The sequence below is a fragment of the Candidatus Flexifilum breve genome, from assembly GCF_016713355.1.
On record NZ_JADJPI010000007.1, the window covers coordinates 153,478 to 167,245 of the forward strand.

Below are 13,768 nucleotides of genomic sequence, written 5' to 3' on the forward strand. Positions count from 1 at the left end.
CAAGGCATGCCTTGTCCCTACAAGCGCGTCTTTTCCGAGGAAGACCGGATTACGACATCGCGACCGACGGCGTGAGCGCGGCGCGCAGCTCGGCGTCGATAGACTGCGCGGCAGCATAATCGCCATTCGCGGAGTAGACGCGCGCTATCGCGCCTTTGAAATCGACCCAGCGGGTGCGGTTGTCCCACGCCAAGGCGTGTTCGACCCCTTCTTCGAGGATGGCGAGGCCGTCCTCCGTGCGCCCGGTGACCAGATGCAGCTGCGCTTCGATGCCGAGAATGTGCAGTTCGAGGTCGCGGTTGCCGAGTTCACGCGCCTGAGCGCGGTACTGCTGAATCACCAGAGCGTCCATCTCAAAATCGATGTCGGCCTGATTGAGCATGCGCAGGCGCAGTTGGTCGGCGCGCTGCTGCAAAATCACCGTGCGGAAATTTTTCGAGGAGCTGCCAGGCATAATGCCTCCTGCTGCTGATAAGGACAATTATCAGCATACCTGACACTCGGTCCTCGCTTTGAATAACACTTCGTCAATCCTGTAAATTTATCCCCAATTTTTGCGAAGCCGCCCCTGTGTGAATTTCGTTGAAGACGAGCCGGCGAACGCCGTTTACTTCACATAATCGGCGCCCAGCAGTCCGTAGATCAGGCTGTCGTGGAATTGGCCGTCGGGTTCCAGCGAGAAGGCGCGCCGCCGACCATCCAAGCGGAAGCCAAGGCGTTCCAGTACGCGCACTGACCGCTCGTTACCATCGACGACATGCGCTTCGATGCGGTTCAGATTCAAGTTAGCAAAGCCCCAATCGAGGATCGCCTTGAGGCCTTCGTAAGCATAGCCCTTGCCCCAGTGCGCGTGGGCGAGATCGTAGCCGAGGTCGAGGCGGCGGTTGTGCTGATCCCAGTAGTTCAGCCCGAACAGGCCGATCAGCTTGTCCTGACCGTGTTCGGTGACCGCCCACTGGATGCCGTATTTGTTGGGAAAGATGATCGTGCGCAGGTCGTCAACCAACTTTTCCGCTTCGTCGATGCTTTGCATCGGCTCGCCGTTGTAGTGCTGCACTTCGGGATCGCTGCGCAGCGCTAAAACCGCCTCGACGTCGGTCGGCTCGACCTCGCGCAGCACAAGGCGCGGTGTGGTCAGCCTGGGGAACGCCGAGAAATCGAACAGGTCAGTGGTGGTCATCGATTAATTAAACCCTTTATTGTAAGTATGGCATCAGTATGCGGGATAAATGCACGTTTGACAATGGATTTCCCCCCAGTATCTTGAGGGCGAATTTGTGCGTACCCCACCTATACTGAAAACAAGGTCAGCTAGCGATCCAGCAGTTACCTAAACGCAAGATTGCGCAGCTATCGTTCGCATTCGACCCCACCCTCGGCCCCTCCCCGAATTCAGGGAGGGGAGACCGATTGCCCGCTCCCCACTGGCGTGGGAGCGGGGCTAGGGGGTGAGAGAGTACGCGAATAGGTACTATCCCTAACTGACGTTGAAACCATGATTGGCTCATTCGCCTCAAGGATGCCGCTATGCCTGAAAAAGCCTGTCCCCGCTGCCAGCAGCCCATGCGCCTCGACACGCAGTCCGGGTTCTGGGTGTGCCCGAATAAGCACCGCGTCCCCGAAACGCTCGACGAAGCGCAGACGCGCATGAAGGCCAAAGGCGAACGCCCCAGCGTCACGCTCACCTACCGCGGCAAGCTGGAAGCGCGTACCAAGTCGGTGTTTGAGACCGCGCACGACTATCTGTGGCAGGGTGACCCGACGCGCGCGGTGCAAATCTTCAAGCAGGCGGTGGATTTGCAGCCCGATTTCGTCGATGCCTACCTGTGGCTGGCCAAGCTCACGGATGATCCCACGCAGAAACGGCACTATCTCGACGATGTGCTGGCGCGCGATCCCGGTCACATTGAGGCGCTGCGGCTGCTCATGGTGCTCAATGGGGAAATGACGCCCGAAGAGGCCGAGCGCTCCATTCAGGCGGCGGATCCGCGCCGCCAGCAAGCCGAGGGCGCGGTTAAGGCAACCACGCAAACGCTGATCTGCCCAGTGTGCGGCGGCGGCCTGACGGTCGATGAGACGAGCGGGCGCGTGGTGTGCAAATTCTGCGGCTATCTTGCGCCGCTGGAAAAGCGCAGCGACCGCGAAGGTGGCACGCTCGGTGTGGCGCTGCTCAAGCGGCGGGCACAGGCGGTGCAGTGGGTGATCGGCGAACGGCTGCTGCGCTGCAAACAGTGCGGCACCGAACGGACGATCCCGGCGGGGCGGTTGTCGCACGTGTGCCCCTTCTGCGGGGCGAACGCCGTGATCGAAAGCGACGCGCTCAAGACGGTGGAAAAGCCGGATACGCTGCTGCCGTTCGTCGTGACCGAGGATCAGGCGAAGCTGGCGATCCGCGAACGCCTCAACAAGCTGGATCAGCGCATGGCGGGGCTGCTCGACGACAACCGCGTCGCCCACGCCGTGATCGAAGGGCTGTTCGTGCCGCTGTGGGTCTTCGACGCGCTGGTCAATGTCTCGCAGACCACCACCGATCAGCGCATGCCCAACAGCCGCGATCAAGTGCGCACGTTCAAGCCCTACGAGAATATCCAGTTTCAGGATGGCATGGTCGGCGTGCCCGTGTTCGGCATGAAGCAGCCGACAATCCTCAAGCAGATCAGCGAATACGAGCTGAGTTCAGCGCAAGCCTACGACCCCAAGCTGCTGGCGCGCACCCCGGCGGCGCTCTACGACATCGACTTCGACGCCGCCTCGCTGACGGCGCGCAGCCACATCACGCAGACGATGCGCGACCGCTACGAGCGCGGCAGCGGCCAATCAGTCGAGGTGAAGGTGTACGCGAATGTGCTGCAAATGACGTTCATGCTCATGCTCGTCCCGGTGTGGATCGCGACGCTGTACGAGCGCGACGGCGAAGTGCGCGCGGCGGTGGTCAATGGGCAGACGGGCGCGGTCGCGTTAGGGGACTCGCGCAAGCCGTGATCACGCGATGATGGCGATAGCCGTCTCCATGACGCGTCCCAAACGCTGATCACCCTCGACGTGCAGCCCCGCGCTGATGGCCGCGGGATCGAGTCCTTTGGTGAACAGCTTCCAGGCGGTGTCGGCATCGAGCGTGACGACGCTGGTCGGTACCAGATCGGTCTGCGTATACAAGCGCCAGCGATCCGCTTCGCGTACGAGCTGCCAGGTGCCGCCGCCTGTCCCGGTGATCACCACCTGGACGAGCGTCCCGTCTGGCGCGGTGGTCGCCGCATAGGTGCGCGGCAGGCAGTGAATGAAGGTGCTCAATACGGCGTGGAAAAAGCGTTCATCTTTGAGGCTGGTCACGCCGACCGCCTCGCAAATGTGCTGGTGATGCATCCAGTACTCGGTGAGTTCGCGCGCAATGTGTAAGCCCATCGGATCCTGATCATTGCCCGTCCAGCCGATGGGGCCAGCAGGCGCTGCCGGATCAACCGAGGCGGCATATTCCGCCCACTGCGCGCCGAGAAAATCGAGCAGCGACAGCAGCACCGGACGGCTCATGCGCCGGGTCGCCTCGACCCACACGCCATTCCGCTCATTGATGAAACTGATTAAATCGGCAAAGGTGTTAAAGTGGCGGCGCGGATTATCTGCATCCCGCAAGCCGGAGAGCAAACCTACATCGTCGCCGAGGATGTGCAGCGCGACATCGCGCACGGACCACCCCGCGCACGCCGTCGGCGCGCTCCATTGGTCAGCGCTGAGGCTGTTCAGTACGCGCAGCAGTTCCGCGCGCATGAGGGGAAAGAGATGCGCCGTCGAGGGCGCTTCCACGGGAATCCGCATGGGCTTCTGTCCCTTTCGCTGAGCAAGTCGAGCTGAGTATTAAATCAGTCTCCGCGCATGAGATCAAGCGGCGTTATCCGAGCGCCAGCGCCATGACGCCCGCCAGCATGATGCCAATGCCGCCGAAGCGCCGCCGCGAGACCTCTTCGCCGAGGAAGCTGATGCCGAGCAGCGCGCCCATCAGAATGCTGGTTTGGCGCAGCGGCGCGAGCACGCTCACCGCGCTGAAGGTCAAGGCGATCAGGAACAGGATGTAGGAGAGCGAATCGAGGATGGAGATGCTGAGCACCGCGCCGCGGTGTTCACGCCATGATGCCTTAACCGTGCTCCAGCTTTTCACGGCGGCGGGCGCGAGCAGGATCATCTGCGCGACGTTGCCGCCCCATGTGAGCAGAATCGGCGACAGCATGATCGAACTGACCGCGATTTTGTCCCACAGCGTATAGGCGGCAATCGACAAGCCGCACAGCAGTGCGTAGGCGATGGCGGCGCGGTTATCACGCCGGAATAAAGTCAGCGGGTTGCCCGTCAAAATCAGCACGCCGATGCTGACCAGCAGCGCGCCCACCAACTGCGCCCCGCTCGGCGTTTCGCCCAGCAGCACAATCGCGCCGATCACTGATAAGGCCGGGCCAGATCCGCGTGCCAGCGGGTAGACCAGCGACAACCCGCCCGTGCTGTAGCCACGCTGCAGCAGGAAATAGTAGGCAATGTGCAGCAGCACCGAGCCGACGAACGCTAACAGCGCATCCGGCGCAAAGATTGGCTGCTGCACGACCATGATCACGATGACGAGGGGCAGGTAGATGACGGAAGCGAGCGTGCTGAACAGCCAGATCGAAGACATGCCGCCGCCGATACGCTTGGCGAGGAAGTTCCACGTAGCGTGCATGATGGCGGACGTGAGCACGAGCCCGAGGGCTAAGCCGATAATAAGATTTTTCCCGCACACGCAAAAATAAAAACACGCCTGTGCGCGGCGTGTGAAGCGGAGAGGGCGGGATTCGAACCCGCGAAGGTGTTACCCCTTACACGCTTTCCAAGCGTGCGCACTAAACCACTATGCGACCTCTCCAAGCGATTCGCGCGATTACAACAGAGCGCCCCGCCCTTGAGTATAGCGGATTTTACCCTCGCAGCACGCGCTAGTGAGCGCGTCGGCAGGGATGAAGCCGTGCTTATGCAGCCACGTTTCCAACTCCTGAAAACTCGGCTCGGTGATCATGATGCCGCGGTCAATGCCACGCGGACTCGCGCCTTTGGCGAGCGGCGCGGGCGTCTCCGGCGGCAGAATGTCGCCCGGTTCCGCGACGATGATCGTCGGGACGGAGAGGAAGCCCGTCCAGTCGAGCACGCGCTGGCGGGCATCGGCGTCCTTGTCGATGAACACTTCGCGGTAGTCGAGCGCATGCTCGTTGAGGACGCGCTTGGCCGTGGTCACGAACGGGCACGGCGAGGTGCGCAGATACATCACGATTTCTTTGGCCATCAGAACGAACTCCAGTGTCCAGACCGCTAACGATACATGAAACGCATTGCTCTGCCCGGCAAGTGTTTGCACATGCGGGGCTTGTTCGTCGGGGAGCACGAGTTGTGCGGCCCTACATCCTATATTCGACGATTTACCGGACACAGCACTAAAGCAAGATTCCGAGTGTCTGGTAGCTCCGCAGAATAGCGTGAAGTCTGTTTGGGGGCAGCGGACGCAATGAATTGCGTCCCTACACAAAGACAATCTTCTCGTAGGGACGCGATTTATCGCGTCCGCAAAATCCCAAAACCGACCTGTAACCTATTTTCACAGTGTTCTACGCACTTTGCCCCTACTTAGGCGAAAAGCAGGCATCTAGTAAACCGCATCTGATCTGGCCTCATACGGGCGGGCTGAGGTAGCACAGCACGCCGTCGGTGATGCCGCGCGCCATATCTTCCTGACGATTCACCAACAGATCCCGATCCGCCAGCATGAAACCGAGTTCGATGATCGCGGCGGGCGTGAGCGGGTGAATTTCGCGGAACGAATGGTAATCGGTCATGTCGATGGTGACGCCCGTGCGCCGCTGGAGCTGCGTCGAGGCGGCATACGTCCCGGCGATACATTCGACCAACGCGTCGTCATTGCCGCGCGCCGAAATCCGCGCCGCCGCCGCCGCGATCAGATAGCCGGAGACCGTTTCAATGCCCCACGATTGGCAGGTGTTGGCGTGAATCGAGACGAGCGCCGCCGCCTGATAATTTTGCAGGCGCGGATCGAACTCGTCGAGCAGATCGACGGTGTAGCCGAGGCCGCGCAGCGAATCGACCACGCGCTGCGCCACCGCGAAGTTAATTTCGGCTTCGGTCAGGCCATCGGGACACACCGCGCCGGGGTCGTCCTCCGGCCCGCGATGACCGGACACGATGCCGATGCGCATCGCCCAGTTGGGCGTGGGTTGGGACGTCGGGACGATGGTCGGCACGGCCTGCGTCGCCATTACGATGCTCAGTTCGGCGCGCACACCATCGGCGATGAAGCCATTCGGCGTCCACCACGTGAAGATCGTCGCCATTAACCCGGCGGCGACCACCACCACGATGATCGAGCGCAGAAAGCCGCCCACCATACTCAAGCGGCGACGCACGCGCTTCTGACCACGCTGTGAGCGGCGCGGCGATCCGTTGCCGTCCCCCTTGCCGCTGCCCTTGTTGGGCGGCGGTGGTGCTCCACCCCGTCTGGGTGGGCGCAGTCGGGGCCGCTTCCACCCCTGCCGGCGGCGCCGCGTCGACCGGGGGCGCGGGCGGCAGATCATTCGGGTCGGGCGTCGGTTCGACGCGCGGCACGGGCGCATTCGCCTTGGCCGCGGTGCGGCGCATCATTTCCATGAATGTCACCGAAGCGGGAACATTTTCATCTTCGTTTTCGGGTGGACGCTTGTTCAGCCAGTCTTTGAACTGCGCGTCGTCGTCGCGGTAATCTGACATGTGTATCCAGAAGCTAGCGTTTACTGCCTACAGTGTACCGTAGAACATGGGGTTCTGGTGCTATGGGGTTGCACTGCATTTAGCCGTAAGGTCGATTTCCGAGAATTGACTTGAGCGCCGCGCAGATCGCCCATTTCTCGGGTTCCTGAAATCCGCTTTTACGCCTCGGTGATAGGAGTGAGCACGATGATCGGGATTTCACGCGTGGTGCGGGCTTCATAATCGGTAAAGTACGGGTACATGGCGGAGAGACTTTGCCACAGCCGCTGGCGTTCGGCGGGTAAGGCTAAGGCGGCGCGCACCTTCAACCGCTGATTCAGCACTTGCAGCTCAGCTTCTGGATGGGCTTGTAAGTTCAACCACCAGATCGGATCGCGGTCGCTGCCCGAATAGGCGGCGGCGATCACATAGCGGTCTTGATCCTGAACGTAAATCAGCGGGGTGGTGAAGAGTTTGCCGGTCTTGCGTCCACGGACGGTGAGCAGCATGGTGGGATATTGGGCCATCTGGGCTTTCCCACCCGTGACGCGGTAGAGGAACACATGCATCCGGGAGCCGAAACGGACCAGCGGACGCATCGACGGGTGGCGCAGCAGACCTGACAGCGATAGGAAAATGGCGGATTTAGTCTGTACCGTGCTCATGTGCCCGCTCTCCCGAAACCATAGCGTTGACCTATATGCAGTGTAACGCCAGTTCAGGGGGATGGTGGTTTTTCTCGCTGAAGCTTCATTTTTTGATGCTTGATCGGTCGCAGACATGAGAGAGCGTCGCCAACCAGTGGGAGGGGCAAGTCCCTCCCTACAAATGCCAGCCATGTTTTGAACTAGAAGTAGGTTTTCGAAAGTCTTCGTGTAGGGGCAGACCTATGTGTCTGCCCATTTTCGGGCGCACACATAGGTGCGCCCCTACATCCATGCTTGGCGTTCTTTCGAGTACCTACTTTAGCTACGGGCTGCTCTCTACGACTTGGTACACCTGCGCCCCGTCCTGATCAAACACCAGTTCGAGGTACGGTGCGTCAGCGACCGCCGACTGCATCGGGAACTCGGCGGTGAAGGGCGCGCGCCAGCGGTACATCGTTTCGATGCTGTTCGGATCGGTGAGAATCTGCGGCACGATCACATAGTCGACGCCGGACTCCCGCAGCAGATCGGCGTTGGCCGGGTCGGCGGGGTTGTCCCAGAAGGCGCGCAGTCGTTCCTGCTCCGCGATGATCGCGTCCATGCCCTGAAAGAACGGCTGTGGGCGGAAGTAAATGCTGTTGCGTTCCGCAATCACCGGCACCCAGTCGGCTTCGTGCGGCGCGGGGTGATTGAGCACGATGGCGTCTTCCGGCGTATTGGTGCGCAGCCAGTTCATCGCGGCGACATCGGCGTGCGACGAGAACGCGCCGAAGAAGTTGATCTGATCCTTGCTGATTTCGACCAACTGCGGGGTGAGCATGCCGCCGATCAGCAGCACGACGCAGGCGGCGGCCAGTGCTATAGGCGCGACGCGATGCAGCGTCACGCCGAAGCGCTGCTCAAAGAACCGATCCCACACCCACAGCAGCGCAATGCCGCCGAGGATTGTGTACGGGATGATCGGCGCATGCCACGCGATGCTGAAGGGGTAGTCGTAGCGCAGCACGGGCGCGAGCAGCCCGCCGAGCAGCGACGGCAAAATCCCCGTGGTCGAAAAGTCGAGCGCAAGGACGAGCCAGCCGACCGCGAGGAGCGCCGCCGTGTTGCGCTGGCGCAAACCGATCACCGCGCCCAGCAGCGCAATCGGCACGATGATCACGCCGTGATAGACGATCATCACCGTCCAGTACGACGGATCGCGGTGGAACGGCGAGACGATCTCCGTGCCGAGCAGCGGCAGCACCGTGCTCAGCCATGGCAGCACGGCGATCAGCGCGATGAACGGCACGCCGAGCGCGATCACCAGCCACGCGCGAAGGGTGGGGCGCGGTTTACCGAGCCACATAGTCGCCAGCCACGGCGCGAAGCCGAGGCCGAGGATGATGGTCGTGTCCGGGTGGCTGAGCACGACCGCGCCCAGCATCAACCCGCCGAAGATCGCATCGACTGTGTAGTGGTGTTTGAGATAGCGCAGCATGAAGATCAGGAAGGCGAAGGCGAACACCAATCCGAGCAGCGTCGTGAAATGCGAATCCATGTAGGCGGTCAGCGTGCCCACGCCGATCAGCATGGCGAGCGCCATCGCGCGCCCGAGCCGCTTGTCCTGCAGTTCCGAGCCGAAGTCATACGCCAGCCAGATCAGGATGAAGGCCAGCACGGCGGCAATGCCAAACTGCACGTTATTCATCGTCTGCAAGAGCTGACCGGAGAGGTACGCCGAGAGCAGCGATAGCCCCGGCGAATACAGATAACTCACTTCCGGGTGGAACGGCGCAAGCGTCTGGAAGCTGCCGCCGAGCCGTGCTATGAGCGCCAGATAGCCGAAGCCCTGCGCGTCGGTGTCGAGCGGGACGGGCAAAATCAGCGCGGGGATGACGAAGATCAACGCGGCCAGCGCGAACAGCAGCAAATCGCGTCCACTCGTCCAACCTTGATCGGCGTCCAGCAGTTCTTCGCCGCGCTGTTCGGCGCGCTTTTGCCCGTAGGAGAGCGTGCCAAACAGGAAGATACTTGTGACGAGGGCGAACAGAATGTAGTTGATGACGAGGGTGTCCCACCCGAACAGCATCGACCAGACGACCGAGCCGCCCATGACCAGACCAAGGCCGAGCGCGGCGGCCAGACCGATACGCGGCTGCGAGGTGGGCAGCGCGGGCGACAGCATCGCCCCCGTACCAATGATCACCGCGCCGAAAATGAAGATGACAAACAGAGGCATAGAGGAAAAGCTCCGGAGTTAAAAGTTAAAAGTTAAAAGTGGAAAGTAGGATCGGCTTGTATTTTACTTTCGACTTTCGACTTTCGACTTTTAACTGGTTGTGAGTATACCGAGAGGAAATGTAAAATTCGAGTTTACACTCATCTGACATCCAGCTAATTGTTGTCTTAGAATCCCCTCATTCGTGCGTTCTAAAATACAGATTGCAGCGTAAGATTCAGACACGCTGAGATGAATTGAAGGGGCGCTTTAGCTATGTCCAAGCGAATTGGCACATTTCTCGTCATTGCGATGCTGGTCGTCGCCGCGTTTTACGTCGGTACGGCGGTCACCACGACCTCCGCGCAGACCACCTTTGTTAGTTTCCCGGTCGTGACGCCACAGCCGGTTCTGTTTCCGGAAAGCGTCACGCAAGAAGAAGTCGTCCTCTCGCAGTTGTACCAGTCGGTGACGCCGTCAGTCGTGTCGATCAATGTGACGGCGCGGCACCCCAGCGTGCAGGGCAATTCCGGCCTCGGCGATGAGATCATCGAAGGCACGGGCACCGGCTTCGTGATCGACACCGAAGGGCACATCGTCACCAACGCGCACGTTGTCGAAGGCGCGACGCGGGTAGAAGTCAACTTCATCGACGGCACGATTGTGCGCGGTGAAGTCGTCGGCATCGACCTCGATCCCGACCTCGCCGTCGTCCAAATCAACCTCCCGGCGGAACAGCTCCGCCCGCTCTCGTTCGCCAATTCGGACGCGCTGTTCATCGGTCAGGAAGTGGTCGCCATCGGCAGCCCCTTCAACCAGCCGTGGACGATGACGACGGGCATCATCAGCGCGTTGGGGCGGCGCATTGAAGGCCTCAACCAGTATCAGATCGGCTCGGTGATCCAGACGGATGCCGCGATCAACCCCGGCAACAGCGGCGGCCCGCTGCTCAACCTCGACGGGCAGGTGATCGGCGTGAACGCGCAGATTCTGAGCCAGTCGCGCAGCAATTCCGGCGTCGGCTTCGCTATCCCGTCCAACTTGACGCAGCGGGTCGCGCAGACGCTCATCAGCAGTGGCTCGGTGCAGTACAGCTACCTCGGCATCGGCGGGCAGGACATCAACCTCGGCTACATTGAGGCGCTCAACCTGCCGAACAACGCGCGCGGCGTCGTCGTGACCAGCGCCGATCCGGCTGGACCGGCGGGGCAGGCGGGCCTGCAGAACCCGCCGCGCAGCGCGACGATTGACGAAAACGGCGTGATCCAGCCGACGAACGTCGACATCATCACGGCGCTGGACGGCACGCCGATCACGGGCATGAGCTCGCTGGTGTCGTACCTCGCCGCCTACACGCAGCCCGGTCAAACCGTGCAGATGACGATTGTCCGCAATGGCAGCGAAGAGCTGACGCTCCCGGTCACGCTGGGCGCGCGTCCGAGCAGCAACCCGTAAGTTAACCTCACCCCCTCTCAAGAAACAAACCGGGCGGAGATATGATCTCCGCCCGGTTGTTATAAGTTCCCTCGCCGCTCGGAGAGGGGTCGGGGCTGTAGGCTAAGAATCAAAAAGGACTGAGGGTGAGCCAACCAGCTCAGTCCTCAGTCCTTTCATCTCAGTCCTGCTTGGCGTTACACGCTCGGCGCTTCGAGCTCCGTCGTTTCGCCTTCGCCTTCTTCTTCGGCGGCTTCCAGCACCAGTTCGCCGTCCTTCGCCGTCACGCGGATCATGCTCGCGACCTTGAATTTGCCGCCGAGAATGCCATCGGAGAGTTCGTCTTCGACTGCATTCTGGATCAAGCGGCGCAGCGGGCGTGCCCCGAATTCAGGGTCGTAACCCTTTTCCGCCAGCCATTCGCGGCCTTCTTCGGTGATGTCCAGCGTCATCGCGTGTTCGACCAGGCGTTCCTTGACCTTCGCCAGTTCGAGATCGACGATCTGCTTGATCTCGGCGCGGCTCAGCGCGCGGAACACGACCGTCGCGTCGACGCGGTTCAGGAATTCCGGACGGAACATGCGGCGCAGTTGTTCGGTGACATTCTTGCGCATGTCGTCGTAGCTCTGCTTGTCGTCCACCGTCTCATTGCGCGGCGTGTTGAAGCCGAGCGTCGTGCCCTTCTTGATCAGGTCCGCGCCCACGTTGCTGGTCATGACGATGATGGCGTTGCGGAAGTCCACGCGGCGACCGCGCGCATCCGTCAGGGTGCCCTCTTCCATGATCTGCAGCAGCATGTTGAACGTTTCCGGGTGCGCCTTTTCGATTTCGTCAAACACGACGATGCTGTAGGGGCGGCGGCGGATGGCTTCGGTCAGTTGACCGGCGTCTTCGTAGCCGACGTATCCCGGAGGCGCACCGACGAGGCGGGCGACCGAGTGGCGTTCCATGAATTCGCTCATGTCGAGCTGAATGAGGGCGTCTTCGCTGCCGAACAGGAATTCCGCCAGCGTCTTGGTCAGTTCCGTCTTACCGACACCCGTCGGCCCGAGGAACATGAATGAGCCGATGGGGCGGCGCGGGTCTTTGAGACCAGCGCGGGCGCGGCGCACCGCCTTGCTGATGGCGATGATCGCTTCTTCCTGCCCGACGATGCGGTTGTGCAGCGCCGCTTCCATCTGCATCAGGCGTTCGCTTTCTTCGCCCGCGATGCGCATGGTGGGGATGCCCGTCCACATCGACACGACTTCGGCGATATCTTCACCGCCAAGGCGCGGCTGCTGCGTCTCTTCGTTCCAGTTGGACTTGAAGGCCGCCAGCGTTTCCTGCAGCGTTTCCCGCTGCGTGCGCAGGCGTTCGATCTCGTCGTTGAACGCGCCTTCTTCTTCGATCAGCTTCAGGTCGTCTTCGACATGGCTGAGTTCCTGTTCCGCGCGGCGCACCTGCGCGGCTTCCGGACTCTTGTACATGCGCAGACGGGCGGACGCTTCGTCGATCAGGTCAATCGCCTTATCGGGGAGGAAGCGATCCGGGATATAGCGGGCGGACAGGTTCGCGGCGATCTCAATCGCTTCGTCGGTGATTTCGACGTTGTGATGATCCTGATACGCGCCCTTGATGCCCTGCAGAATTTCAATCGTTTCTTCAATCGTGGGTTCGTTCACGATAATCGGCTGGAAACGGCGTTCCAGCGCGGCATCGCTTTCGATGTGCTTGCGGTATTCGTCGAGCGTGGTCGCGCCGATGCATTGCAGTTCACCGCGCGCCAACGCCGGCTTGAGGATGTTCGCCGCATCCACGCTGCTGCCCGCGGAACCCGCGCCCACCAGCATGTGCACTTCGTCAATAAACAGAATGCTGTCGGAAGATTTCAACTCTTCGATCACGCGCTTGAGGCGTTCCTCAAACTGACCGCGATACATGGTGCCCGCGACGAGCGACCCGACATCCAACTGCAGCACGCGCTTATTCAGCAGCGGCTTCGGCGTTTCGCCGTTGACGATGCGCTGCGCGAGGCCTTCCACAATCGCCGTCTTACCGACACCCGGTTCACCGATGAGCGCCGGATTGTTCTTACGACGACGGCTGAGCACCTGAATCACACGTTCGATTTCGGTCTCACGCCCCACCACCGGGTCGAGCTTGCCTTCCTGCGCCAAAGCAGTCAGGTCGGTGGCAAGCTGGTCGACCAGCGGCGTTTTGCCGCTCTGCCGCTCAGGACGCCGCGGCTGTCGGGGTTCTTCTGGGTTGGGCTGATTGGATTGCACAGGACTCTCCTGTAATACGCGGCGCGTTTGGCGACGCACCTCTTCTGGACTAACGCCCAGACGCTTCAAAATATCAATCGCTACGCCTTCGGTCAAACGAACCAGCCCGAGGAGTAAGTGTTCAGTCCCAATGTAGTGATGCCCCATCCGGCGGGCTTCATCGACCGCGAGCTCAAGGACGCGCTTCGTTCCCGGCGATAATTCCGGCTGGACAGTGCCAGTGCGCGTTGTGGCGCGAGTCATGCGTTCAACCAACTCTTCGACTCGCCGCTGCTCCAGACCCAGCTCACGCAGAACGCGACCAGCCACCCCGCCTTCTTCGCGGATCAGCCCGAGCAGGAGGTGCTCGGTGCCGATGTAATTGTGCTGGAGCCGTTCGGCTTCTTCTTGAGCCAAGCTGAGTACGCGCCGCGCTCGCTGGGTAAAGCGTTCCATTTTGTTCGGCACGGTTCTTCTACCTCCGTTGCCAG

12 protein-coding genes and 1 tRNA gene are annotated in these 13,768 nt (G+C 61.2%); 3 read left to right on the top strand and 10 right to left on the bottom strand.

Translation table 11 applies throughout. The features are described 5' to 3' along the window. Positions 1 to 49 precede the first annotated feature (49 nt). Positions 50 to 454: a hypothetical protein gene (locus IPK17_RS06100; protein WP_343416792.1), complete on the bottom strand. Its 405-nt coding sequence runs from the start codon at positions 452 to 454 to the stop codon at positions 50 to 52. A gap of 153 nt (positions 455 to 607) precedes the next feature. Continuing rightward, the gene (locus IPK17_RS06105) at positions 608 to 1,180 is read right to left on the bottom strand and encodes a GNAT family N-acetyltransferase (RefSeq protein WP_343416793.1); all 573 of its coding nucleotides are present in this window, start codon (positions 1,178 to 1,180) and stop codon (positions 608 to 610) included. A gap of 347 nt (positions 1,181 to 1,527) precedes the next feature. Between IPK17_RS06105 and IPK17_RS06110 the strand changes: the two genes are divergently transcribed. Then, on the top strand, positions 1,528 to 2,982 hold the full coding sequence (locus IPK17_RS06110) for a hypothetical protein (RefSeq protein WP_343416794.1): 1,455 nt from the start codon (positions 1,528 to 1,530) through the stop codon (positions 2,980 to 2,982). Here IPK17_RS06110 and IPK17_RS06115 read toward each other — a convergent pair whose 3' ends face one another. The 5 genes from IPK17_RS06115 to IPK17_RS06135 form a co-directional block, all read right to left on the bottom strand. Beyond that, on the bottom strand, positions 2,983 to 3,813 hold the full coding sequence (locus IPK17_RS06115) for a maleylpyruvate isomerase family mycothiol-dependent enzyme (protein ID WP_343416795.1): 831 nt from the start codon (positions 3,811 to 3,813) through the stop codon (positions 2,983 to 2,985). Positions 3,814 to 3,886: 73 nt separating this feature from the next. Beyond that, positions 3,887 to 4,765 (bottom strand): EamA family transporter, encoded by an 879-nt coding sequence (locus IPK17_RS06120; RefSeq protein WP_343416796.1) that lies wholly within the window; start codon positions 4,763 to 4,765, stop codon positions 3,887 to 3,889. Positions 4,766 to 4,802: 37 nt separating this feature from the next. Beyond that, positions 4,803 to 4,888 (bottom strand) — tRNA-Ser (locus IPK17_RS06125). A gap of 15 nt (positions 4,889 to 4,903) precedes the next feature. Next, positions 4,904 to 5,302, bottom strand: coding sequence for a glutaredoxin family protein (locus IPK17_RS06130; protein WP_343416797.1), 399 nt, complete (start codon positions 5,300 to 5,302; stop codon positions 4,904 to 4,906). A 382-nt stretch (positions 5,303 to 5,684) separates the two neighbouring features. Further along, the gene (locus IPK17_RS06135; protein ID WP_343416798.1) at positions 5,685 to 6,434 is read right to left on the bottom strand and encodes an N-acetylmuramoyl-L-alanine amidase family protein; all 750 of its coding nucleotides are present in this window, start codon (positions 6,432 to 6,434) and stop codon (positions 5,685 to 5,687) included. Between the two features lie 77 nt (positions 6,435 to 6,511). Here IPK17_RS06135 and IPK17_RS06140 point away from each other — a divergent pair, with 77 nt between their 5' ends. After that, positions 6,512 to 6,766, top strand: coding sequence for a hypothetical protein (locus IPK17_RS06140; RefSeq protein WP_343416799.1), 255 nt, complete (start codon positions 6,512 to 6,514; stop codon positions 6,764 to 6,766). Between the two features lie 166 nt (positions 6,767 to 6,932). On the opposite strand, the gene IPK17_RS06145 is transcribed toward IPK17_RS06140, so the two are convergent. Together IPK17_RS06145 and IPK17_RS06150 are read right to left on the bottom strand one after the other, a co-directional pair. Continuing rightward, positions 6,933 to 7,418, bottom strand: coding sequence for a nitroreductase family deazaflavin-dependent oxidoreductase (locus IPK17_RS06145; protein ID WP_343416800.1), 486 nt, complete (start codon positions 7,416 to 7,418; stop codon positions 6,933 to 6,935). Between the two features lie 304 nt (positions 7,419 to 7,722). After that, positions 7,723 to 9,618, bottom strand: a complete 1,896-nt coding sequence (locus IPK17_RS06150) for a hypothetical protein (protein ID WP_343416801.1) — start codon at positions 9,616 to 9,618, stop codon at positions 7,723 to 7,725. Positions 9,619 to 9,873: 255 nt separating this feature from the next. On the opposite strand from IPK17_RS06150, the gene IPK17_RS06155 reads away from it, so the two are divergent. Further along, positions 9,874 to 11,052, top strand: a complete 1,179-nt coding sequence (locus tag IPK17_RS06155) for a S1C family serine protease (RefSeq protein WP_343416802.1) — start codon at positions 9,874 to 9,876, stop codon at positions 11,050 to 11,052. A gap of 176 nt (positions 11,053 to 11,228) precedes the next feature. Here the strand turns inward: IPK17_RS06155 and IPK17_RS06160 are convergent, their stop codons facing one another. Then, positions 11,229 to 13,733, bottom strand: coding sequence for an ATP-dependent Clp protease ATP-binding subunit (locus tag IPK17_RS06160; RefSeq protein WP_502748551.1), 2,505 nt, complete (start codon positions 13,731 to 13,733; stop codon positions 11,229 to 11,231). Between the last annotated feature and the right edge of the window lie 35 nt (positions 13,734 to 13,768).

Excerpts from the sequence above, each read along its gene's own strand:
- IPK17_RS06100 (WP_343416792.1), bottom strand. The coding sequence starts at position 454 with ATGCCTGGCAGCTCCTCGAAAAATTTCCGCACGGTGATTTTGCAGCAG.
- IPK17_RS06105 (WP_343416793.1), bottom strand. The coding sequence starts at position 1,180 with ATGACCACCACTGACCTGTTCGATTTCTCGGCGTTCCCCAGGCTGACC.
- IPK17_RS06110 (WP_343416794.1), top strand. The coding sequence starts at position 1,528 with ATGCCTGAAAAAGCCTGTCCCCGCTGCCAGCAGCCCATGCGCCTCGAC.
- IPK17_RS06115 (WP_343416795.1), bottom strand. The coding sequence starts at position 3,813 with ATGCGGATTCCCGTGGAAGCGCCCTCGACGGCGCATCTCTTTCCCCTC.
- IPK17_RS06130 (WP_343416797.1), bottom strand. The coding sequence starts at position 5,302 with ATGGCCAAAGAAATCGTGATGTATCTGCGCACCTCGCCGTGCCCGTTC.
- IPK17_RS06145 (WP_343416800.1), bottom strand. The coding sequence starts at position 7,418 with ATGAGCACGGTACAGACTAAATCCGCCATTTTCCTATCGCTGTCAGGT.
- IPK17_RS06150 (WP_343416801.1), bottom strand. The coding sequence starts at position 9,618 with ATGCCTCTGTTTGTCATCTTCATTTTCGGCGCGGTGATCATTGGTACG.
- IPK17_RS06155 (WP_343416802.1), top strand. The coding sequence starts at position 9,874 with ATGTCCAAGCGAATTGGCACATTTCTCGTCATTGCGATGCTGGTCGTC.
- IPK17_RS06160 (WP_502748551.1), bottom strand. The coding sequence starts at position 13,733 with ATGGAACGCTTTACCCAGCGAGCGCGGCGCGTACTCAGCTTGGCTCAA.